The organism is Rhodococcus sp. JVH1 (genome assembly GCF_000280725.2).
GTDB classification, from domain to species: domain Bacteria; phylum Actinomycetota; class Actinomycetes; order Mycobacteriales; family Mycobacteriaceae; genus Rhodococcus_F; species Rhodococcus_F jostii_A.
Genome location: NZ_CP166289.1, coordinates 3,647,172 through 3,670,291, shown reverse-complemented (window position 1 = coordinate 3,670,291; position 23,120 = coordinate 3,647,172). Strand labels below are relative to the sequence as shown.

Here is a 23,120-nt window from a genome sequence, read left to right as displayed (position 1 = left end):
TCTTGGACATGTATCGATCGGGCAACTTAGAGTTTTGGTTGTGAGGCGCCTCACGGGCGGCGCTGCGCTGTGAAGGAAGGTTTTCGGAGATGAGTACAACGAGCACCCCGGTCGTCACCGACATGCGAGTGGTCCCGATCGCGGGACACGACAGCATGCTCCTGAACCTGTCCGGCGCGCATGCCCCGTACTTCACCCGGAACCTGGTGATCCTCACCGATTCCGACGGCAACACCGGTGTCGGCGAGGTGCCCGGCGGTGAACCGATCCGCCGTACCCTCGAGGACGCCCGCGCGATCGTGACGGGACGCAGCATCGGCGAGTACAACGGCGTTCTCGCCGATCTGCGACGCACGTTCGCCGACCGGGACGCGGCGGGCCGCGGCAACCAGACGTTCGACCTCCGTGTCGCGATCCACGCCGTCACCGCCGTCGAGTCGGCACTCCTCGACGTGCTCGGGCAGCACCTCGGTGTTCCCGTCGCGGCCCTGCTCGGCGAGGGTCAGCAGCGCGAGAAGGTGCAGGCGCTCGGCTACCTCTTCTTCGTCGGTGACCGCAACAAGACCGACCTCGAGTACCAGTCGGGTGCGGCGGAGTCCGACGACTGGCTGCGACTGCGGCACGAGGAGGCGCTGACACCGGACGCGGTCGTGAGACTGGCCGAGGCGGCTCAGGCGCGATACGGCTTCGCCGACTTCAAGCTCAAGGGCGGCGTCCTGGCACCCCGCGAGGAGGCGGCGGCCGTCACGGCGCTGGCCGAGCGATTCCCCGACGCCCGGATCACCCTCGACCCCAACGGCGGTTGGCTGCTGTCGGAGGCGATCGAGACCTGCCGCGGACTGAAAGACGTTCTCGCGTATGCCGAGGATCCCGTCGGGCCCGAGGGCAGCTTCTCCGGTCGCGAGGTGATGAGCGAATTCAAGCGTGCCACCGGACTGCCGACGGCCACCAACATGATCGCCACCGACTGGCGCGAGATGGGGCACACCATCCGCTCCGGCGCCGTCGACATCCCGCTCGCCGACCCGCACTTCTGGACCATGAACGGATCCGTCCGCGTCGCCCAGCTCTGCGACGCGTGGGGCCTCACGTGGGGTTCGCATTCCAACAACCACTTCGACGTGTCGCTCGCGATGTTCACCCATGTCGCGGCCGCGGCTCCGGGCGACATCACCGCCATCGACACCCACTGGATCTGGCAGGACGGTCAGCGGATCACCAAGGACCCGTTCGAGATCGAAGACGGCTACCTCACCGTGCCGTCGACCCCCGGCCTCGGTGTCGAACTCGACATGGACCGCGTCGAGGCCGCCCACGAGCTGTACCGGCAGAAGGGGCTCGGCGCGCGCGACGACTCGAGCGGCATGCAGTTCCTGGTGCCCGGCTGGACGTTCGACAGCAAGCGCCCGGCGTTGGTGCGCACCTGATGAAGGTCGTCGTCGGCGACCGGAACCTGCTGCCGCATCGCGAACTGTTCGAGTCGGGGCTGCCGCCCGGTGCGACGGTGTCGTGGCATCGGACGTTCGAGGAGTCGGCCATCGTCGCCGACCTCGCCGACGCTGACGTCTATGTGGGCGGCCGGTTCACCGCCGCGATGGCGGCCGCGGCGCCGAAGCTGCGCCTGCTGCACGTCGCCGGCGCGGGCACCGACAACGTGGCGTTCGCCGCGCTCCCCGCGGACACCCTGGTGGCCAATACCTTCCACCACGAGGACTCGATCGCCGAGTACATCGTGTCGGCGGCACTGATGCTGCGCCGCGGATTCCTCCGGCACGATCGCGCCCTCCGCGGCGACGTGTGGGCCACCTCGGTGTACGACGACGCGATCGCGCAGTGCCGGTCGATGCGGGGCGCGCGGGTCGGATTCGTCGGCTTCGGTCACATCGGCCGGCGGTCGTGGAACCTGCTGCGCGCGCTCGGGTCCGAGGGCTGCGCCGTGACCGGGCGGGGAAATCTCGACGCCGACGCGGAAGGCCTCGCCTGGGCAGGGGGCAACACGTCGCTGCTCCGGCTTATGGCGGAGTCCGACGTCGTGGTGGTGTCCGCACCCCTGAACGATCACACTCGCGACATGATCGGCGGCGCGGAACTCGACGCGCTCGGCCCCGACGGCATCCTGATCAACGTCGGGCGCGGCCCCCTCGTCCAGGAACAACCGCTGTACGACGCGCTGGCGTCGCACCGGATCGCGGCCGCGGCGATCGACGTCTGGTACTCCTACCCCGACGCCGGCGGTCACGGCGCCCCGAGCGCGCTGCCGTTCCGCGACCTGCCGAACGTCCTGATGACCCCGCACTCGTCCGGCGTCACCGACCACACGTTCGTCGGCCGCGTCGGCGACATCACCGACAACATCCGCAGGCTGGACACGGGGCAGACGGTCCTGCGCACCTGTCGCTGAGGACCGCCGCAGTCTTGCGACTCCTTCTATATAGGAGTTCCTATATAGAAGGAGTCGGTGTCACCGCGAGTGGCAGATCCTGAAGGATCGGCGGACGGAATCGCTGCGACCAGGCGATTTGGAAAACGGCGGACGGTTCGCGTAACTTATTCCAAGTCAGAGCGACACGGACACCGACCTTCACCGCAAGGTGAATGCAACGAGGTTGTACGAAGTGCCTGACCAATCCGAAGTTCACCATCGTGTATGGTTGTGCTTCAACCCCGGAATGTCTTCAGCGGGTGCCGGTTTGCGCCGGTCAGTCCGATGAGATAAGCTGGAAAAGTTGCCCCGGAGCGGCTGGCGAGTGTGCCAGAAGTGATGGTGTGTGCGTGTTCTTTGAGAACTCAACAGTGTGTCGATGAATGTCAGTGCCAAATGTTTTTGGTACTCCGCATCACGGATGATCAACCGCCTCTTGGGGTTTGGTTGTGAGGTGTGGTGTGGGTATTTGCTGGCTCTTCTCCTTCTTCCGTCGGAGGGGGGTCAGTGTTTGAAAATGCTAGTTTTGAGTTTTTGATCGCTAGTGATTTGACTCGATGTCTATGACTGATTAGAGGCCTCTTTTTGGGGGTTTCGAAATCTAGAGTCTTCAACGGAGAGTTTGATCCTGGCTCAGGACGAACGCTGGCGGCGTGCTTAACACATGCAAGTCGAGCGGTAAGGCCCTTCGGGGTACACGAGCGGCGAACGGGTGAGTAACACGTGGGTGATCTGCCCTGCACTTCGGGATAAGCCTGGGAAACTGGGTCTAATACCGGATATGACCTTCGGCTGCATGGCTGAGGGTGGAAAGGTTTACTGGTGCAGGATGGGCCCGCGGCCTATCAGCTTGTTGGTGGGGTAATGGCCTACCAAGGCGACGACGGGTAGCCGACCTGAGAGGGTGACCGGCCACACTGGGACTGAGACACGGCCCAGACTCCTACGGGAGGCAGCAGTGGGGAATATTGCACAATGGGCGAAAGCCTGATGCAGCGACGCCGCGTGAGGGATGACGGCCTTCGGGTTGTAAACCTCTTTCAGCAGGGACGAAGCGAAAGTGACGGTACCTGCAGAAGAAGCACCGGCTAACTACGTGCCAGCAGCCGCGGTAATACGTAGGGTGCAAGCGTTGTCCGGAATTACTGGGCGTAAAGAGTTCGTAGGCGGTTTGTCGCGTCGTTTGTGAAAACTCACAGCTCAACTGTGAGCCTGCAGGCGATACGGGCAGACTTGAGTACTGCAGGGGAGACTGGAATTCCTGGTGTAGCGGTGAAATGCGCAGATATCAGGAGGAACACCGGTGGCGAAGGCGGGTCTCTGGGCAGTAACTGACGCTGAGGAACGAAAGCGTGGGTAGCAAACAGGATTAGATACCCTGGTAGTCCACGCCGTAAACGGTGGGCGCTAGGTGTGGGTTCCTTCCACGGGATCTGTGCCGTAGCTAACGCATTAAGCGCCCCGCCTGGGGAGTACGGCCGCAAGGCTAAAACTCAAAGGAATTGACGGGGGCCCGCACAAGCGGCGGAGCATGTGGATTAATTCGATGCAACGCGAAGAACCTTACCTGGGTTTGACATATACCGGAAAGCCGTAGAGATACGGCCCCCCTTGTGGTCGGTATACAGGTGGTGCATGGCTGTCGTCAGCTCGTGTCGTGAGATGTTGGGTTAAGTCCCGCAACGAGCGCAACCCTTGTCTTATGTTGCCAGCACGTAATGGTGGGGACTCGTAAGAGACTGCCGGGGTCAACTCGGAGGAAGGTGGGGACGACGTCAAGTCATCATGCCCCTTATGTCCAGGGCTTCACACATGCTACAATGGCCAGTACAGAGGGCTGCGAGACCGTGAGGTGGAGCGAATCCCTTAAAGCTGGTCTCAGTTCGGATCGGGGTCTGCAACTCGACCCCGTGAAGTCGGAGTCGCTAGTAATCGCAGATCAGCAACGCTGCGGTGAATACGTTCCCGGGCCTTGTACACACCGCCCGTCACGTCATGAAAGTCGGTAACACCCGAAGCCGGTGGCCTAACCCCTTGTGGGAGGGAGCCGTCGAAGGTGGGATCGGCGATTGGGACGAAGTCGTAACAAGGTAGCCGTACCGGAAGGTGCGGCTGGATCACCTCCTTTCTAAGGAGCACATCTCCAATGTTGTTGTCACACAGGTGTACAACGGCTTGGCAGAGACCGTTTAGTCCTCATCAGTAGGGCTGCGGACGCTCATGGGTGGAACACTGACAAGCTTTCCCGCGTCACGGTTGATCTGATGATCGGCCGGCGGGTGATATATCGATGCACTGTTGGGTCCTGAGGGAACACGCGAGTGTTTTTTCTAGGCAAGAACTTACAAGTGATCATGGTGGTCATACCGGCCGGGTTTTTCTGGTGTTCGGTGGCGACGAGGACATGGTTGGTTGTGTGTTGTTTGAGAACTGCACAGTGGACGCGAGCATCTTTGTTGTAAGTAATGAAGAGCGTACGGTGGATGCCTTGGCACCAGGAGCCGATGAAGGACGTAGGAGGCTGCGATAAGCCTCGGGGAGCTGTCAACCGAGCTGAGATCCGAGGATGTCCGAATGGGGAAACCCAGCACGAGTGATGTCGTGTTACCCGCACCTGAATATATAGGGTGTGTGGAGGGAACGTGGGGAAGTGAAACATCTCAGTACCCACAGGAAGAGAAAACAATAGTGATTCCGTGAGTAGTGGCGAGCGAAAGCGGAAGAGGCTAAACCATGGATGTGTGATAGCCGGCAGGTGTTGCATTCGTGGGGTTGTGGGGTTCATCTTGTCAATGCTGCCGTGTTGGCCGACAGTAAGAAATCATTGTGTTAGTGGAAGTGGTCTGGAACGGCCTGTCGTAGAGGGTGAGAGTCCCGTACACGAAAACATGATGACTGTCGTGATGGAAACCCAAGTAGCACCGGGCCCGTGAAATCTGGTGTGAATCTGTCGGGACCACCCGATAAGCCTGAATACTCCCTGGTGACCGATAGCGGACTAGTACCGTGAGGGAAAGGTGAAAAGTACCCCGGGAGGGGAGTGAAATAGTACCTGAAACCGTGCGCTTACAATCCGTCAAAGCCTTCGAGCAGCTTGCTGCTGGGGGTGATGGCGTGCCTTTTGAAGAATGAGCCTGCGAGTTAGTGGCATGTCGCGAGGTTAACCCGTGTGGGGTAGCCGTAGCGAAAGCGAGTCCGAATAGGGCGTCCGTAGTGGCATGTTCTAGACCCGAAGCGGAGTGATCTACCCATGGCCAGGTTGAAGCGACGGTAAGACGTCGTGGAGGACCGAACCCACTTAGGTTGAAAACTGAGGGGATGAGCTGTGGGTAGGGGTGAAAGGCCAATCAAACTCCGTGATAGCTGGTTCTCCCCGAAATGCATTTAGGTGCAGCGTCGCGTGTTTCTCACCGGAGGTAGAGCTACTGGATGGTCTAGGGGGCCCACAAGCTTACCGAAATCAGCCAAACTCCGAATGCCGGTGAGTGAGAGCGCGGCAGTGAGACTGCGGGCGATAAGGTTCGTAGTCGAGAGGGAAACAGCCCAGATCGCCAGCTAAGGTCCCTAAGCGTGTACTAAGTGGAAAAGGATGTGGGGTCGCGAAGACAACCAGGAGGTTGGCTTAGAAGCAGCCACCCTTGAAAGAGTGCGTAATAGCTCACTGGTCAAGTGATCCTGCGCCGACAATGTAGCGGGGCTCAAGTACACCACCGAAGCTGCGGCATTCACACAATGCACCCCCTTGATTCTGCGGAGTCTTGGGCAGTGGTGTGGATGGGTAGGGGAGCGTCGTGTGGCCATGGAAGCGGCGGGGTGACCCAGCCGTGGAGGCCACACGAGTGAGAATGCAGGCATGAGTAGCGAAAGACGAGTGAGAAACTCGTCCGCCGAATGACCAAGGGTTCCTGGGCCAGGTTAATCCGCCCAGGGTGAGTCGGGACCTAAGACGAGGCCGACAGGCGTAGCCGATGGACAACGGGTTGATATTCCCGTACCCGTGTGAACGCGCCCCTGGTGAATCAGTGATACTAACCATCCTGAAGCGTCCTTACGCCCCTTCGGGGGCCCTGGATGTGGATGCATGGGACCTGATCTGGTAGTAGCCAAGCGATGGGGTGACGCAGGAAGGTAGCTGAGCCAGTCAGTGGTAATACTGGTGTAAGCCTGTAGGGCGAATGGTAGGCAAATCCGCCATTCATACAGCCTGAGAGGTGACGCATAGCCGAATGAGGCGAATTCAGTGATCCTATGCTGCCGAGAAAAGCCTCTAGCGAGCTTTCACACGGCCCGTACCCCAAACCGACACAGGTGGTCAGGTAGAGAATACTAAGGCGATCGAGATAACTATGGTTAAGGAACTCGGCAAAATGCCCCCGTAACTTCGGGAGAAGGGGGGCCTCGTCCGGTGATCACTCTTGCAGTGTGAGCTGGGTGGGGCCGCAGAGACCAGTGAGAAGCGACTGTTTACTAAAAACACAGGTCCGTGCGAAGTCGTAAGACGATGTATACGGACTGACGCCTGCCCGGTGCTGGAAGGTTAAGAGGACCGGTTAGCCACTTCGGTGGCGAAGCTGAGAATTTAAGCCCCAGTAAACGGCGGTGGTAACTATAACCATCCTAAGGTAGCGAAATTCCTTGTCGGGTAAGTTCCGACCTGCACGAATGGCGTAACGACTTCTCAGCTGTCTCAACCATAGACTCGGCGAAATTGCATTACGAGTAAAGATGCTCGTTACGCGCGGCAGGACGAAAAGACCCCGGGACCTTCACTACAGCTTGGTATTGGTGTTCGGTTCGGTTTGTGTAGGATAGGTGGGAGACTGTGAAGCGCTCACGCCAGTGAGTGTGGAGTCGTTGTTGAAATACCACTCTGATCGTATTGGACCTCTAACCTCGGACCATGATCTGGTTCAGGGACAGTGCCTGGTGGGTAGTTTAACTGGGGCGGTTGCCTCCCAAAATGTAACGGAGGCGCCCAAAGGTTCCCTCAGCCTGGTTGGCAATCAGGTGTCGAGTGCAAGTGCACAAGGGAGCTTGACTGTGAGACTGACAGGTCGAGCAGGGACGAAAGTCGGGACTAGTGATCCGGCACCGGCAAGTGGAAGCGGTGTCGCTCAACGGATAAAAGGTACCCCGGGGATAACAGGCTGATCTTCCCCAAGAGTCCATATCGACGGGATGGTTTGGCACCTCGATGTCGGCTCGTCGCATCCTGGGGCTGGAGTAGGTCCCAAGGGTTGGGCTGTTCGCCCATTAAAGCGGCACGCGAGCTGGGTTTAGAACGTCGTGAGACAGTTCGGTCTCTATCCGCCGCGCGCGTTAGAAACTTGAGGAAGGCTGTCCCTAGTACGAGAGGACCGGGACGGACGAACCTCTGGTGTGCCAGTTGTTCCACCAGGAGCACCGCTGGTTAGCTACGTTCGGAAGGGATAACCGCTGAAAGCATCTAAGCGGGAAGCCTGTTCCAAGATGAGGTTTCTCACCCCCTCGAGGGGGTAAGGCCCCCGGCAGACCACCGGGTTGATAGGCCAGAACTGGAAGTCCGGTAACGGATGCAGGTGACTGGTACTAATAGGCCGAGGACTTACCACAAAGAAGCTACGCGTCCACTGTGCAGTATCTGAAACAACACACACGTTTCAGAACAGAAGAAAGAAGAACACCCCCACCACAGAAGTGGTGATGTGTGTCTTCGCTGATGTTCCGTGTGACAGTTTCATAGAGTTACGGCGGCCATAGCGGAGGGGAAACGCCCGGTCCCATTCCGAACCCGGAAGCTAAGCCCTCCAGCGCCGATGGTACTGCACCCGACAGGGTGTGGGAGAGTAGGACACCGCCGAACATCCGTTACCGAAAGCCCCCCAACCTTGTTGGGGGGCTTTCGGCATTCCCGGGGCACGAACACCGGTGCCGCACATGCTCTTTCGTCCCGGCGCACCGTCGGCAGACGGTCAATCGGTCGGTCGATTCCGGCAGCCACCGCCAATCGCGTGAAGTCATGCCGACGCGTCGCGGAATCGACGCGTGAAATGCGTTCGGAGACCGCAGTCGAGGCGGCGGCTGGCGACAGCAGGGATCTGTGAGGTTCGACTCGATGTAGAGGCGAAGTCGCGCCCGCAGGCTGTGCTCGAGTGACTCCCGATGTCGTGCTTCGTCGTCGTCGGCGGCGCTCGCGACGAGTACGCGAGCGAGCCGGACCGTCGCGCACTCGAGATGGTCGAGAAGCAGCGGAGCCGCTGCGGCCGTCCGGGCCAAGTGGTGGAGATGCGTACACAGCATGTCATACAGAGGGTTCGCGGGAACCAGATACTCCACCGCCCCGGTGACAGTCGCCGCCGGCATATCCCATTGCGCGTGATCGAGATTCACCGCGATCCTTAGCCACCTGCGGCTTGTCGAACCAGTTGGATCACCCGGACGCACCAGCGCTCCGAGAAGTACTCGCCCGTCGCGGCGACGGATCCCGGAGTGAAGTACGAATGGCCGATGCAGTAGTCCTTGCCGAGGTTCGGGTCGGCCTCGATCACCTCGTTCAGCCTGGTCATCCGTACCGCGATGCGGTAAACGACCGATTCGTTGTAGCCGCGTTCGATGACGAACTCGCGCCAGGCATCGTTGTACTCCGGCCCCAGGTCGAAGAAGGCAAGTCTCCGCCGTAGCGCCATGTCGACCGCGGCCAGGGACCGGTCCGCGACGTTCATCGTGCCGATGAGGTGCAGGTTCGAGGGCCGATGAAACGGTCCTTCCCTGTCCCGCGGGTAGGCGAGGTTCAGCGCGTTCTCGGGGTCGCGCTTGTCGTGTTCGAGCAGGGTGAGCATCTCGCCGAAGATCTGTGCGGGATTGCCGCGGTTGATCTCCTCGATGACCACGACGTAGTCGTGTTCGGAAGTCTTGGCGGGCGTTCTGGGCGGCGGTGAGCAGAGGGCCGTCGATCAGGGTGAGTTTGCCGTCGGAGCCGGGCCGGAATCCACGGACGAAGTCTTCGTAGGACATCGACGGGTGAAACTGCAGGAGGGTCATCCGGTCGGAATGACGCTCGTTGCACAGCACCCAGCCAAGGCGTCGGGCGAGCCACGTCTTGCCGGTTCCGGGTGGCCCTTGCCAGATGATGTTCTTCTTCGACTTCACGGCCTCGATCATCGATTGCAGGAGTTGAATGTCGAGGAAAGAGCCATAGGCAACGATGTCGGCGACGACGTACTTCGATGCGACTTCCCGCACTGTCGCCTCGGGACCGTCGTCCGCTGACTCGACGTCCGCGGCGGCTGTGATGTCGTCGGCGGGTGCCTGTGGCGCGTCGCTGATCGCATGGAAATGCCACGCGCTCAGCGAAAGCTCCGGTGGCATGTCGAACGGAGAATCCCGGGACGAGAGCCAGGCGCTGATGGTCTCGGTGTTGGCCAGGAAGTCCTCGCCGGAGATCTTGCCCTCGAGGTTGAGCTGCGCGGCAACGTCGCCGTACTTGTTCGCGAAGAGATTTACGTTGACGCCATCGAAGGCGGTATAGGTTTCTGGCCTGACCCAGTACGCGCCCATCGTCAGCATGCGTGTCTGACCTGTGGCGGCCGCATCGAATGCGGTGATCAGCCGTTCTCGGTTGGCCTCGGTCCGGGATTCGGCGTACGCCAATTCGGCCTCGAAAAGGTCCCAAAGGATGTCGATGGCGCCGTCGGCGCGGTCGACTTCCCAGCGTATGAATCACGACTTCATGTTGTTCACCACGGGTATTCCGTCGAAGGTCACCAACGAGTCGCTACGCAAGCCCAAGACGGGGATACGTGCGGCCGCACGGGACCGGATGTACTACCCGGTCGGCGGTCTCGCGCTGAACGTCGCCATGCCCTGAAACGTGCATATCAGCTGAAACGGGCATATCGGGAGTGGTGGCTGCGCCTAGACTCCGAAGATGGTGCGCAACGCGAAGGCTGCACGTCAGCAGCCCACCGATCAGCGTTCGGCGTTCGACAGGTTCGTGGAGCAGATCGAACTCCGGGTCAGCCAGGCGCCGTTCTTCGGGATCTGCGCCGGAGTGGTCGCGCTGTGGGTCGTCAGCATTCCGCTCTGGAAGGACCTTCACGAGTGGCAGATCGCCATCCACACCGTCGGCGCCGTCTTCACGTTGCTCCTCGTGGTCCTGCTCGAGAATGCCAGCCGCCGCGCCACGGAGGCTCTGCAGGAGAAACTGAACGTCATCGCCGAGGCGCTCGCCGCCCTGCTCGATTCCTCCGCCCAGGACAACCCCGAGCTGAGGAAGGCAGAGGAGAAGTTGCGGGAGGCCGTCGGGCTCGAAGACCGGCACTAGCCACCCGCCCCTGTGACTTGGCACACCAAGCAGGTAAGTTATGTGTAACCGCAAAAACTACTAACCAGTAGGGGTACGAAATGCCTGTTCCATCCGCCGCCACGTTCGCGCGGCTCGCCGACCTCATCGCCATCCCGGATGCGGCGGATCGCCCGACGCGGTCCGTCGTCGAGGCGTTCACGGGTAAGGAACTGGCCACCGTCCCGGTCGGTACCGCTCAGGACGCAAAGGACGCGATCGCACGCGCCCGGGTGGCGCAGAAGGAATGGGCCAAGCGTCCCGTCACCGAGCGAGCCGCGATCTTCCACCGGTACCGCGACCTGGTGCTCGAGAACCGCGACGCCCTGATGGACATGGCTCAGGCCGAGACGGGCAAGTCCCGCGCCGCCGCGCAGGAGGAGGTCCTCGACATCTCGATGACCGCCCGCCACTACGCGCGCGTCGCCCCCAAGCTGCTGCGTCCCCGCCGCATCTCCGGCATGCTGCCCGGTCTCACCAAGACGGTCGTGCGGTACCAGCCGAAGGGCGTCGTCGGCGTCATCTCACCGTGGAACTACCCCATGACCCTCGCGGTGTCCGACGCCGTCGCCGCGCTCCTCGCCGGCAACGCCGTCGTCCTCAAGCCCGACAGCCAGACCCCGTACTGCGCGCTGGCCTGCGTCGACCTGCTGTACCAGGCGGGGCTGCCGCGCGACCTGTTCGCCGTCGTCCCCGGACCGGGCTCGGTGGTCGGCACCGCCCTCGTCGAGAACACCGAGTACCTGATGTTCACCGGGTCCTCGGCCACGGGTCAGCTCCTCGCCGAGCAGGCCGGTCGCCGTCTCATCGGCTTCTCCGCCGAACTCGGCGGCAAGAACCCGATGATCGTCACCGCAGGCGCGAACCTCCGTGAGGTCACCGACGCCGCCGTCCGCGCCTGTTACTCCAACTCCGGGCAGCTGTGCATCTCGATCGAGCGGATCTACGTCGAGGAGTCCATCGCACCCGAGTTCACCCGGATGTTCGGGGAACGCGTCCGCAACATGAAGCTCGGCGCCGGCTACGACTTCGGCATCGAAATGGGCAGCCTCGTGTCCGAGGCCCAGGTCAAGGCCGTGTCCAGCCACGTCGACGACGCCGTCGTCAAGGGCGCCACCGTGGTCGCCGGCGGCAAGGCGCGCCCCGACCTCGGCCCCCTGTTCTACGAGCCGACCGTCCTGACCGGTGTTCCCGAGGACGCCGAGTGCTACCGCGACGAGACGTTCGGACCGCTGGTCTCCATCTACCCCGTCACCGACGTGGACGAGGCGATCGAACGCGCCAACGACACCGAGTACGGCCTGAACGCCAGCGTGTGGGCGGGAACCAAGGCGGAGGGCGAGGCCATCGCCGCACGGATCCACGCCGGAACCGTCAACGTCGACGAGGGTTACGCCCCGGCATGGGGCAGCACCGGTGCGCCGATGGGCGGCATGGGAGTGTCCGGTGTCGGTCGCCGCCACGGCGACGACGGGCTCATCAAGTACACCGAACCGCAGACCATCGCCACCACCCGCATCCTCAACCTCGGTGGTCCGCGCGGACTGTCGCCGAAGGTGTGGGCCAAGATCATGCCGCCTTTCGTGAAGGCGCTGCAGTGGATTCCGGGCCGCTAGACGTGGACAGCGCGAGCATCCTGATCGACGTCCCGCCCGGCAAGGTGTGGGACGTGGTGACCGACGTGGAGGGCATGGGCCGGTTCAGCCCCGAGAACACCGGGGCGCGCTGGACGTCCGGCACCCCGGTGACCGTGGGTGCGCGGTTCGTCGGCGCCAACCGGCACGGGCCGGTGCGGTGGAAGACACACTGCACCGTCGTGGATAGCGTTCCGGGCCAGAAGTTCTCGTTCGAAGCGGACGAGCCGAAGGCGCGCTGGACGTATCACCTCGAACCCTCCGGCGCAGGCACACTCGTCACCGAGACCCGGGAGATCTACGCGACGCCCGTATGGTGGGTACGGCTGGTGCAGAAGTCGAAGGTGCTGGGCAGCAACCGCGACCAGCTGATGCAGGACGGGATGCGGCAGACCCTCGAGCGCATGAAAGTCGCCCTCGAGAGCTGATTTTCCACCCTAGGGTGCCGATTCTTCACCCTAGGGTGGATGTCGCCGCCGCGCGCAGGGCCCGAGACTGGACGCTGTCCACACCTCTCGGAGGCGCCTCCCATGAATCCTCGGCCGACACCCGTCGAAGCTGGTCGGTCGTGCCCTGACGTCCGCCGTGAGGACGTGTGGTTCTCCTCGCGGGGACAGCGCTGCGCGGCCTGGCTGTACCGGCGCCAATCCGAAACCCCTACGGCAGCACCCTGTGTCGTGCTCGCGCACGGTTGGAGCGGGGTGCGCGAACAGAGGCTCGACGCGTTCGCGGAACGGTTCGCGGCCGCGGGAGTCACGGCGCTGGTGTTCGACTACCGCTATTTCGGTGCCAGCGAGGGCGAACCCCGCCAACTGCTCGACATCGACAGCCAACTCGACGACTGGGACAGCGCCGTCGCGTTCGTGCGCAGCCGCCCGGACATCGACCCCAGCCGGGTCGCGCTCTGGGGTACGTCACTGTCCGGCGGGCTCGTCCTGACGGCGGCGGCGCGGGACCGGCGGGTGGCCGCGGTCGTGTCGCAGGTTCCGTACGTCGACGGTCTGACGAACCTTCCGCGACTGGGTGTGGTCGGCCTCGGCCGCATGGCGGTCGCCTACCTGCGGGACCGGTACGCCCAGCTGCGGCACCGGCCGCCGTACATGTTTCCCGTCGTCGGGCCGCCGGGCTCGTTCGCGGCCATGACCACACCCGACGCGGAGGCGGGATATCACGGGATGGATCCGCCCGGTTCGACATGGCGCAACGAGACACCGGGGCGGGTGGCGTTGCAGGCAGCGCTGTACCGGCCGACGAAAACGGTCGCGAAGATCGCCTGCCCCGTCTTCTTCGCCATCGCGGACCACGACGTAGTCACGTTCACCCGCAGCGCGCAGAAGGCCGCGGCCAAGACCCCGGGCGCCGAGGTGCACGTGTACCCGGGCGGTCATTTCGACCCTTACTTCGGCGAGCTCTTCGAGCGGGTGGTCGTGGACGAGACCGACTTCCTCGTCCGCCACCTCCGTCCCCCGGCTAGCCGCTGACCGTGCCGAACTGTTCCCGCAGAACACCTTTGACGACCTTCCCGCTGGCGTTGCGGGGCAGTTGGGGGAGGACCTCGACGAATTTGGGCCGCTTGTAGCGGGCGACCCGGCCGTCGAGCCAGTCCGCGAGGGCGTCGACCTCGAGCGCCGCCCCGGCCCGCGGGACGACGACCGCGACGGGAACCTCACCCCACCGCTCGTCGGCCCGCCCGATCACGGCGACATCCACGATGTCCGGGTGGGCGGCAAGGGCATTCTCGACCTCGGCGCAGTAGATGTTCTCCCCACCCGAGATGATCATGTCCTTCTTGCGGTCCACCACGTACACGAACCCGTCCGAGTCCACCCGCACGAGGTCGCCGGAGTGGAACCAGCCGCCGTCGAACGCGTCCGCGGTCGCCGCGGGGTTCCGCCAGTACCCCTCCATGAGTCCTGGGCCGCGGTAGACGATCTCACCGATCTCGCCCTGCGCCACGTCGTTCATCGCCTCGTCGACCACGCGCATCGCCACGGTGTCGATCGGTTTCCCGACCGACCCGATCTTGCGCACGGCGTCCTTGCCGTCGAGCATGCACGTCACCGGAGACATCTCGGTCTGCCCGAAGAAGGCGACGATCGCGGCGCCCGGGAAGGCGGCGTACAGGCGGTCGAGGAGTGTCGGGGTGGCCGGCGCGGCTCCCCAGCCCAGCACCCGCAGGGCGAGATCCCGGCCGTCGGGGCCGGCGTCGTCGAGGATGGCCTGCCACTGGGTGGGCACCATGAACACACTGGTCACCCGCTCGCGCGCGAGCGCGTCGAGTAGCTCGGCCGCATCGAACGCACCGGTCGGGTGGATCACGATCGTGGCGCCGATCAGCAGGAACGGCCCCACGCTGCCGAGGGCGGCGATGTGGAACAGCGGGGACGAGACCAGGTTGACCTCGGACTCGGTGTCGAACAGTCGCCATCCGCGGATCAAAGTCAGCGCCTGTGCCTGCAGATTGAGGTGCGACAGCACCGCGCCCTTCGGACGACCGGTGGTGCCGGACGTGTACATGATGGCGGCGGGGGAGTCTTCCGCCACGTCCACGATCGGGACGTCGGGATCGGCTGCGCGCAACTGCGTCTCGAGCGAGACGTCGTCGGGGGCGTCGCCGACCACGAGAACCGGCACGCTCTCGTCGACCTCCGCGGCGAGACCGGTGAGTGAATCCTCCACGACCACGACGGTGGCGTCGCTGTCGGCGACGATGAACCGCACCTCGCCGGGACTGAGCCGGAAGTTCACCGGAACCGCGATCGCACCCAGGCGAGTCGCGGCCAGCATCACCTCGAGGAACTCGGGGCGGTTGGTCAGCAGCAGCACGACGCGGTCACCGCGGCCGACACCGTGGGCGGCGAGGACCGCCGCCGTCCGCGCACTGCGGTTCTCGAGCTCCCGCCAGGTGGTCGAGGTGCCCCGGAACCGGAGCGCCACCGCATCGGGTTTCGCGAACGCATGCCGGGCAACATGATTGGCCCAGTGCGTGCGCCGGGAGGCGAAGGGCTGAGCGTTCGACGTCGCTGTCATCGTGATGCCGTCAGCCGTGGCCGAACACTGCGGGTCGCTTCTCCAGGAACGCCGCGACACCTTCCTGGTAATCGGGGGCGGCGAGGAGGTCGAGCTGACCCGTGCGCTCGCGGGCGAACGCGTTGTCGAGTTCGGTGAGGGTGGCGTCGTTGACCGCGTCCTTGGTGAAGTGGAACGCCTCCGACGGTCCGTCGGCGAGACGTCGCGCGAGGGCGTCGACGGTCGCGGCGAACTCGTCGTCGGGGACCACGTCGGCGATCAACCCGGCCGCGAGAGCCTCAGGTGCGGGCAGTCGTTCGGCCAGCAGCGCCATCTTCAATGCGCGGGCGCGACCGACCGACGCGGCGACGAGTGCGGTGGCACCACCGTCCGGCATCAGGCCGACCTTCGTGAACGCGAGCAGGAAATAACTCGACGCGGTGGCGATCGTGAGGTCGCAGGCCAGGGCGAGTGACACCCCGACGCCGGCGGCGGGACCGTTGACCGCACCGATCACCGGCCGGGGGAACGCGCGAATCGTGGCCGCCGTGCGGTTCGCGGCGTCGATCGTCGCGGACGACGGCGGGCCGGAGACGTTCTCGCCCCCCAGGTCTGCACCCGTGCAGAACGCACGACCGGCGCCGGTGAGGACAGCTGCCCGCACCTCCGCGTCGCCCGCGTACTTGTCGAATGCGTCGGCGACGGCATCGAGGGTTTCGGTGGTCACGGCGTTCATGCGGGAAGGACGGTCGAGGGTGATGCGGAGGACGCCGTCGTCGACGGTCGTGTCCACGCCGGGAATGTCGGAGCTCATGGGGATCCTTGTCAGGAAGGGCGGACGGAGAGGGCGATCTTGCCGGTGGCGGAGCGGGTTTCGAGCGTCCGCAGTGCGTCGCCGGCGTGTTCGAACGAGTAGGTGGTGGGCTCGGCGATCTGCAGCGCACCGGATTCGAGGAGCGGGCCCAGGGTCGCCCACTGCCTGCCCGTGTAGCCGGGGTTGGTGCGCACGTACTCGCCCCAGCCGGCCCCGAGAACGGAGATGTTACGCAGCAGAAGCCGATTGACCTTGACGGTGGGAATCTCGCCGCCGGTGAAGCCGAGGACAACCAGTCGCCCGTTGGGCGCGAGGCTGCGCAGGCTGTCGGTGAAACGGTCGCCGCCGACCGGGTCGAGAATGATGTCGACTCCGCGGCCTCCGGTGAGGTCGCGGACCCGGTCCTTCCAGCCGTCCAGGAGAACGACGTGATCGGCGCGGTTGGCCTTCGCGATGCCGGCCTTCTCCTCGGTGCTGACCACGGCGATCGTCTCGAGCCCCAGCGCGGCCGCGACCTGCAGGGCCGCGACCCCGACACCGCCTGCGGCGCCGTGCACCAGCACGGTCTCTCCGGAGCGGTAGCGGGCGCGCTCGTCGAGAGCGAAGTGCACGGTGAGGTAGTTCATCAGGAAGCCCGCCCCGGCCTCGAGCGACACCGAATCGGGCAGGGGGAACACCGAGTCCGGCTCCACCGCGACGGTCTGCTGCCACGCTCCGTCCGACGCGAGGACGGCCACCCGCTGCCCGGCACGGATGCCGCTGTCCGTGGGTGCGCTGCGGACCACGCCCGCGGCCTCGACACCGAGCACGAACGGCAGTTCCCGGACGAGCTGGTAGCTGCCCGTGGTCTGCAGAAGGTCGGGAAACGACACTCCGGCGGCGTGCAGATCCACGACGACGCGGCCGGTTCCGTCGGGTTCGTCGATCTCGACGAGCTGGACTCCGGCAGGGCCGGAAGCGGTGGTCAATTGCTGGGCATACACGTGGTGATCTCCTCCGTCGGTCCCTGACTATCCATACCAGACGCAACTGAACGGGCGCTAGATAAATTCGACCATTGACCCTGCCGATGACGCCGTGGTACTAACTTTAACGAGCGATCAGTAATCATGCCGAGGCGGAGGACGAGACGTGCCAGAACAGACGGAGACGACGGAGGCAGCCGCACTGTGGGAGCGGCGCGGAGGCATCGGCATCATCACGCTGAACCGCCCCAAGGCGCTCAATGCGGTGAACGGCGCGTTGTCGACCGCAGTGGGCAGTCTGCTCGAGCAGGCCGAGAACGACCCCGAGGTGCGGGTGGTCGTCGTGACCGGGGCCGGCCGCGCGTTCTGCGCCGGCGCCGACCTCAAGGCCCTCTCCACGGGCGGGAACATCGCTGCGGAGGGGCACCCCGAATGGGGCTTCGCCGGATACGCGCAACACTGGATCAGCAAGCCGACCATCGCCGCGGTCAACGGCTTCGCCCTCGGCGGCGGCACCGAACTGGTCCTCGCCAGTGACCTCGCGGTCGTCGATGAGGAGGCGAAGCTCGGGCTTCCCGAGGTCAAGCGTGGACTGTTCGCCGCCGCCGGCGGCGTGATCCGCCTGCAGCAGCAGATCCCGAAGAAGGTCGCGCTGGAGATCGCACTCACCGGCGAACCGATCACCGCGGCGCAGGGCAAGGAACTGGGCCTGGTCAACCGTGTCGCCCCGGCAGGCACCGCCCTCGACGTCGCGCTCGAACTCGCCGAGCAGATCGCTGCGAACGCACCGCTGTCGGTGCGCGAATCGAAGGCCATGATCCACCGCACCGCAACTGAACCCGACTGGGGCGACCGGGCGTGGGAGGCGAACAACGCCGCCATCGCCACCATCTTCACCAGCGCCGACGCCAAGGAAGGCCCGACGGCGTTCGCCGAGAAGCGCCAGCCGGTCTGGCAGGGCCGCTGACCCGTGAGTACTTGTTAACGCCCCGCGGTTAATAAGTACTCACAGGCGGCGCAGCCGCACACTTTCTCCTCCTCGAAAGGGAACATCATGACCAACGCTGTCATCGTGGACGTCGTCCGCCTCGCCTCCGGTAAGGGCAAACCCGGCGGTGCGCTGTCGGGCACCCACCCGGTGGAACTGCTCGCGCACGTGCTGCGCACCATCGTCGAACGCAACGGCATCGACCCCGCACAGGTCGACGACGTCATCGGCGGCTGCGTCGGGCAGGCAGGCGAGCAGGCCCTCAACATCTCCCGGACCGCGGTGCTGTCGGCGGGATTCCCGGATTCGGTTCCGGCCACCACCGTCGACCGCCAGTGCGGCTCGAGCCAGCAGGCGGCGCACTTCGCCGCGCAGGGCGTGATCGCCGGCGCCTACGACATCGTGATCGCCTGCGGTGTGGAGTCGATGTCCCGCGTTCCGATGGGCACGACGACCATCGGTCAGGACGCGTCCGGCCCGGGTATCGCCGCCCGCTACCCCGAGGGACTCGTCAACCAGGGCATCTCCGCCGAACTGATCGCCGCCAAGTGGAAGTTCGACCGCGACACCCTCGACGCATTCTCCGCGCAGTCGCATCAGCGTGCCGCCGACGCCCTGTCGAAGGGCCTGTTCGACAAGGAGATCGTCCCGATCTCGGTGACCAACGCCGCCGGTGAGACGGTGACGCATACCGCCGACGAGACCGTGCGCGCCTCCACCACCGCCGAGGGTCTGTCCGGGCTGAAGTCGTCGTTCTACTCCGCGAAGTACGCGGCCCGGTTCCCCGAGGCGCAGTGGCACATCACGCCCGGTAACTCGTCGCCGCTGACCGACGGCGCGTCCGCGGCGCTGATCATGAGCGAGGAGATGGCGTCGAAGCTGGGGCTGACCCCGCGGGCCCGGTTCCACTCGTTCGCCGTTGCCGGTGACGATCCGGTCTTCATGCTCACCGCGCCGATCCCGGCGACCAAGAAGATCCTCGCGAAGTCGGGGCTGAGCATCGACGACATCGACGCCTACGAGGTCAACGAGGCGTTCGCGCCGGTGCCGCTGGCGTGGGCGCACGAGTTCGGGGCCGACCCGGCCAAGCTCAACCCGTGGGGCGGCGCCATCGCGCTCGGACACGCCCTCGGCTCGTCGGGCACCCGCCTGCTCAGCACCCTCGTCAACAACCTCGAGGCCACCGGCGGACGCTACGGCCTGCAGACCATGTGCGAGGGCGCGGGCATGGCCAACGCCACCATCATCGAACGCATCTGACCCACCTCCCCGAAAAACCCTGCTTCCGAAAGGTATAGACATGATCGTCAACGACAGCGTCGCACTCGTCACCGGCGGTGCCTCGGGCCTCGGCCTGGCCACCACCAAGGCCCTGCTCGCCGACGGCGCCAGCGTCGTCATCATCGACCTGCCCTCGTCCAACGGTGAGACCGTCGCCAAGGAACTCGGCGACCGCGTGCGCTTCGCTGCCGGCGACGTCACCAGCGAGGCCGACGTGTCCGCCGCACTCGATGTCGCGGAATCGCTCGGACCGCTGCGTGTCGCCGTGAACTGCGCCGGCATCGGCAACGCCATCAAGACCGTGAGCAAGAACGGCGCGTTCCCCCTGGCCGACTTCACCAAGATCGTCACCGTCAACCTGATCGGCACGTTCAACGTGATCCGCCTTGCCGCCGAGCGCATCTCGAAGAACGAGCCGATCGACGGCGAGCGCGGCGTCATCATCAACACCGCCTCCGTCGCCGCATACGAGGGCCAGATCGGTCAGGCCGCGTACTCCGCATCCAAGGGCGGCGTCGTCGGCATGACCCTGCCGATCGCCCGCGACCTCGCGTCGCTGCTGATCCGCGTCAACACGATCGCGCCCGGCCTGTTCAAGACGCCGCTGCTCGGCTCCCTGCCGGAGGCCGCGCAGCAGTCGCTCGGCGGTCAGGTTCCGCACCCCTCGCGTCTCGGCGACCCGTCCGAGTACGGCGCGCTCGCCGCGCACATCGTCAGCAACCCGATGCTCAACGGCGAGACCATCCGTCTCGACGGCGCCATCCGCATGGCACCGCGCTGATCGGCGACCTGTGACTCTGCGCGAGGACGGGCCGACCATGACGGAGCCGCTGTACGCCGACTGGCGGACGTTCGAGGCCCTGCCGCTGACGCCCATCCTCGAGCAGGCATTGGATCTGTTCAACGAGAACGGTTACCACGGCACGACGGTGCGGCAGATCGCCCGTCGTGTCGGGGTGACCGTCCCCGCCCTCTACTACCACCACGAGAGCAAGGAAGCCGTTCTCGTGGCCCTGTTCGAACTGCAAATGCGCGAATTGAACGACCGCGCCGAGGCAGCCGCCCGCGAGGCCGGTGACGACGTGGTGGCGCAATTCTCCAACGTCGTCGAGGCGATCGTCCTGTACATGACGTACCGGGTGCGGCACGTCTCCCTCGACACCGAGTTGCGGCACGTCTCGGCCGACAGCCGCAGCCGCTACGCCGCGTCCCGCAAGCGGCTCGAACTGATGTTGGTCGACCTCGTCGCCGATTGCGTCGCCCGCGACGTGTTCCACAGCGGGGACGTCCCCGAGACCGTGCGCGCCCTTCTCGGGATGTGCCAGTCCATTCCGCGCTGGTACCAGCCGGGCGGGGCACTGACCCCCGAGCAGGTCGCAGACCGCTACGTCGACATCGCCCTACACACCGTCGGGTATCTACCCGCCCACTGACATCGCGCCGGGTCCACCGAGCCGAACTCGTCCCGGCGACAAGGAGAGACCATGCAGCGCACCCTTTTCGACAAGGATCACGAAGCGTACCGGGAGACCGTGCGCGAATTCCTCGCCCGCGAGATCGAGCCGAACTACGAACGGTGGGAATCCGAGCGGCTCATCGACCGCTCGGCGTGGCTGGCGGCAGGCAAGTCCGGGATCGTCGGACTCGGGGTGCCCGAGGAGTTCGGTGGCTCGGGCGTCACCGATTACCGGTTCCGGTACGTCGTCGCCGAGGAGATCGCCCGCACCGCGACGACGTCGTTCGGTTCGGGACTGTCCCTCCAGGACGACATCGCCATCCCGTACATCGTGAACCTCGGCACCGAGGAGCAGAAGCAGCGGTGGCTGCCCGGCATGGCCGCGGGCGAGCTGATCGGCGCAATCGCGATGACCGAGCCCGGTGCGGGCAGCGACCTGCAGGGCGTGAAGACCACCGCGGTGCGGGACGGCGACGAGTGGGTGATCAACGGTCAGAAGACGTTCATCACCAACGGCATTCACTCCGACCTCGTCATCGTCGTCGCGCGCACCGACCCGGGCGCCGGTTCCAAGGGCTTCTCCCTGCTCGTCGTGGAGCGGGGTATGCCCGGTTTCAGCCGTGGCCGCAAGCTGCACAAGGTCGGACTGGCCGGTCAGGACACGGCCGAGCTCGTGTTCGAGGACGTGCGGGTGCCCGCGAGCAATCTGCTCGGCACCGAGGGTCGCGGCTTCGTCCACCTCATGGAAAACCTTCCACTCGAACGTATTTCGATCGCGGTCAACGCGATCGCCGCCGCGAAGGCCGCCTACCAGTGGACGAGGGACTACGTGTTCGAGCGCAAGGCGTTCGGCAAGCCGATCGGCGATCTGCAGAACACCCGGTTCGCGCTGGCGGAGATGCTCACCGAGATCGAGGTGACCGAATCGCACATCGACCGGTGCGTACTCGCCTTGAACGCAGACGAACTCACCGCCGTCGACGCGTCGAAGGGCAAGTGGTGGGCCAGTGAACTGCAGAAGCGTGTCGTCGACCGCTGCGTCCAGTTGCACGGCGGCTACGGCTACATGATGGAGTACCCCATCGGCCGCGCGTACGTCGACAGCCGGATCCAGACGATCTACGGCGGCACCACCGAGATCATGAAGGAAATCATCGGCCGCGATATCGCGGCACGGTAGGCGGCTCCGCCGCCCGTGCGTGGTTGACGAGTCCCTGGACTCCTTAACCGCGCACGGGCGCGAAGCGCCTAGAGCAGGCGGGCTTTCGCGTCGGCGTACTCGCGGGTGAGGCGTTCGACGATCTCCGCGGCCGGGACGACGGCGTCGACGGCGCCGATGCCCTGTCCGGCGCCCCAGATGTCGCGCCAGGGCTTGGCTTCCGACTTCGCGGCGGTGTCCGCCTCCTCGCCGACACCGAAGTCCATGGCGGACGGGTCCGACACGGCGAGGTTGTTCGGGTCGAGTCCGGCGGCCTCGATGCTGCCGCGCAGGTAGTTGCCGTGCACCCCGGTGAACAGGTTGGAGTAGACGATGTCGGACGCGGTGGAGTCGACGATCATCTGCTTGTAGCCCTGGTCCGCGTTCGCCTCCTCGGTCGCGATGAACGCGGAGCCGACGTAGGCGAGGTCGGCGCCTGCGGCCTGCGCGGCGAGGACCGAGCGGCCGTGAGCGATGGAGCCCGACAGCAGGAGCGGCCCGTCGAACCATTCGCGGATCTCCTGGATCAACGCGAACGGCGACAGGGTGCCCGCGTGTCCGCCCGCGCCGGCCGCGACGGCGATGAGGCCGTCGGCGCCCTTCTCCACGGCCTTCTTCGCAAACTTGTTGTTGATGACGTCGTGGAGGACGATGCCGCCGTAGCTGTGGATGGCCTCGTTGACGTCGGCGCGGGCGCCGAGGGACGTGATGACGATCGGGACCTCGAACTCGACGATGGTCGCGAGGTCCTCGTCGAGGCGGTCGTTGCTCTTGTGGACGATCAGGTTGACCGCGTACGGCGCGGACGGTGTCTCCGGGTTGTTGGCGTCGTGCTTGGCGAGCTCTTCGGTGATGCGGGTGAGCCATTCACGCAACACCGGCTGCGGGCGGGCGTTGAGCGACGGGAACGATCCGACGATGCCCGAAATCGACTGGGCGATAACCAGGTCGGGACCCGAGACGATGAACATCGGCGACGCGACCACGGGCAGGCGAAGCCGGTCTTGCAGGATGGGGGGCAGGCTCATGAATT

17 protein-coding genes, 3 rRNA genes and 1 pseudogene are annotated in these 23,120 nt (G+C 64.9%); 15 read left to right on the top strand and 6 right to left on the bottom strand.

Annotation, left to right across the window (positions count from 1 at the left end; all coding sequences use genetic code 11):
- Positions 1-89: 89 nt before the first annotated feature.
- From gudD to rrf, 5 genes are all read left to right on the top strand, one after another.
- A complete protein-coding gene (gene gudD, locus JVH1_RS16810) occupies positions 90-1,427 on the top strand; it encodes a glucarate dehydratase (protein WP_009477021.1) in 1,338 nt (445 codons plus the stop codon).
- The gene (locus tag JVH1_RS16805) at positions 1,427-2,401 is read left to right on the top strand and encodes a 2-hydroxyacid dehydrogenase (protein WP_009477022.1); all 975 of its coding nucleotides are present in this window, start codon (positions 1,427-1,429) and stop codon (positions 2,399-2,401) included. Before gudD ends, JVH1_RS16805 begins: the two co-directional genes overlap by 1 nt.
- A gap of 631 nt (positions 2,402-3,032) precedes the next feature.
- Positions 3,033-4,550 (top strand): 16S ribosomal RNA (locus JVH1_RS16800).
- A 328-nt stretch (positions 4,551-4,878) separates the two neighbouring features.
- Positions 4,879-8,014, top strand: a 23S ribosomal RNA gene (locus tag JVH1_RS16795).
- Between the two features lie 133 nt (positions 8,015-8,147).
- Positions 8,148-8,264 (top strand): 5S ribosomal RNA (rrf, locus tag JVH1_RS16790).
- The 16S, 23S and 5S rRNA genes sit together here, the layout of an rRNA operon.
- A 535-nt stretch (positions 8,265-8,799) precedes the next feature.
- Here rrf and JVH1_RS16785 read toward each other — a convergent pair.
- Positions 8,800-9,291 carry an AAA family ATPase gene (locus JVH1_RS16785; RefSeq protein WP_051033739.1) on the bottom strand — a complete coding sequence of 164 codons (492 nt, stop codon included), beginning with the start codon at positions 9,289-9,291 and terminating at the stop codon, positions 8,800-8,802.
- Positions 9,292-9,385: 94 nt separating this feature from the next.
- Positions 9,386-9,562, bottom strand: a pseudogene (locus tag JVH1_RS16780) (AAA family ATPase); the annotation flags it as partial.
- A 553-nt stretch (positions 9,563-10,115) separates the two neighbouring features.
- On the opposite strand from JVH1_RS16780, the gene JVH1_RS16775 reads away from it, so the two are divergent.
- From JVH1_RS16775 to JVH1_RS16755, 5 genes are all read left to right on the top strand, one after another.
- Entirely contained in the window at positions 10,116-10,268 is a 153-nt protein-coding gene (locus tag JVH1_RS16775) for a hypothetical protein (RefSeq protein WP_371112990.1), read from the top strand.
- Between the two features lie 60 nt (positions 10,269-10,328).
- Positions 10,329-10,724, top strand: coding sequence for a low affinity iron permease family protein (locus JVH1_RS16770; RefSeq protein ID WP_007298231.1), 396 nt, complete (start codon positions 10,329-10,331; stop codon positions 10,722-10,724).
- A gap of 80 nt (positions 10,725-10,804) precedes the next feature.
- Positions 10,805-12,358 (top strand): succinic semialdehyde dehydrogenase, encoded by a 1,554-nt coding sequence (locus JVH1_RS16765; protein ID WP_009477025.1) that lies wholly within the window; start codon positions 10,805-10,807, stop codon positions 12,356-12,358.
- A 2-nt stretch (positions 12,359-12,360) separates the two neighbouring features.
- Positions 12,361-12,804 carry an SRPBCC family protein gene (locus JVH1_RS16760; protein ID WP_009477026.1) on the top strand — a complete coding sequence of 148 codons (444 nt, stop codon included), beginning with the start codon at positions 12,361-12,363 and terminating at the stop codon, positions 12,802-12,804.
- A 102-nt stretch (positions 12,805-12,906) separates the two neighbouring features.
- Positions 12,907-13,857, top strand: a complete 951-nt coding sequence (locus JVH1_RS16755) for an alpha/beta hydrolase (RefSeq protein WP_043780466.1) — start codon at positions 12,907-12,909, stop codon at positions 13,855-13,857.
- Here the strand turns inward: JVH1_RS16755 and JVH1_RS16750 are convergent.
- Genes JVH1_RS16750 through JVH1_RS16740 form a run of 3 tightly spaced genes read right to left on the bottom strand, consistent with a single transcriptional unit; the run spans position 13,847 to position 17,182 of the window.
- Positions 13,847-15,406, bottom strand: coding sequence for a long-chain-fatty-acid--CoA ligase (locus JVH1_RS16750; RefSeq protein WP_009477028.1), 1,560 nt, complete (start codon positions 15,404-15,406; stop codon positions 13,847-13,849). The two genes, JVH1_RS16755 and JVH1_RS16750, sit on opposite strands and share 11 nt — an antisense overlap.
- Positions 15,407-15,416: 10 nt before the next feature.
- Entirely contained in the window at positions 15,417-16,199 is a 783-nt protein-coding gene (locus tag JVH1_RS16745; RefSeq protein ID WP_009477029.1) for an enoyl-CoA hydratase, read from the bottom strand.
- A gap of 11 nt (positions 16,200-16,210) precedes the next feature.
- Positions 16,211-17,182: an NADPH:quinone oxidoreductase family protein gene (locus JVH1_RS16740; RefSeq protein ID WP_009477030.1), complete on the bottom strand. Its 972-nt coding sequence runs from the start codon at positions 17,180-17,182 to the stop codon at positions 16,211-16,213.
- Positions 17,183-17,330: 148 nt separating this feature from the next.
- Between JVH1_RS16740 and JVH1_RS16735 the strand changes: the two genes are divergently transcribed.
- From JVH1_RS16735 to JVH1_RS16715, 5 genes are all read left to right on the top strand, one after another.
- A complete protein-coding gene (locus tag JVH1_RS16735) occupies positions 17,331-18,131 on the top strand; it encodes a crotonase/enoyl-CoA hydratase family protein (RefSeq protein WP_009477031.1) in 801 nt (266 codons plus the stop codon).
- Positions 18,132-18,218: 87 nt separating this feature from the next.
- Entirely contained in the window at positions 18,219-19,412 is a 1,194-nt protein-coding gene (locus JVH1_RS16730; RefSeq protein ID WP_009477032.1) for a thiolase family protein, read from the top strand.
- 40 nt (positions 19,413-19,452) lie between these two features.
- Complete coding sequence (locus JVH1_RS16725) at positions 19,453-20,214, top strand: 3-hydroxyacyl-CoA dehydrogenase (protein WP_005264856.1); 762 nt, start codon at positions 19,453-19,455, stop codon at positions 20,212-20,214.
- 37 nt (positions 20,215-20,251) lie between these two features.
- On the top strand, positions 20,252-20,866 hold the full coding sequence (locus JVH1_RS16720) for a TetR/AcrR family transcriptional regulator (RefSeq protein WP_043780469.1): 615 nt from the start codon (positions 20,252-20,254) through the stop codon (positions 20,864-20,866).
- A 51-nt stretch (positions 20,867-20,917) separates the two neighbouring features.
- Positions 20,918-22,069, top strand: coding sequence for an acyl-CoA dehydrogenase family protein (locus JVH1_RS16715; protein ID WP_009477034.1), 1,152 nt, complete (start codon positions 20,918-20,920; stop codon positions 22,067-22,069).
- Between the two features lie 68 nt (positions 22,070-22,137).
- Here the strand turns inward: JVH1_RS16715 and JVH1_RS16710 are convergent, their stop codons facing one another.
- Positions 22,138-23,115: a nitronate monooxygenase family protein gene (locus tag JVH1_RS16710; protein WP_009477035.1), complete on the bottom strand. Its 978-nt coding sequence runs from the start codon at positions 23,113-23,115 to the stop codon at positions 22,138-22,140.
- Positions 23,116-23,120: the final 5 nt, after the last annotated feature.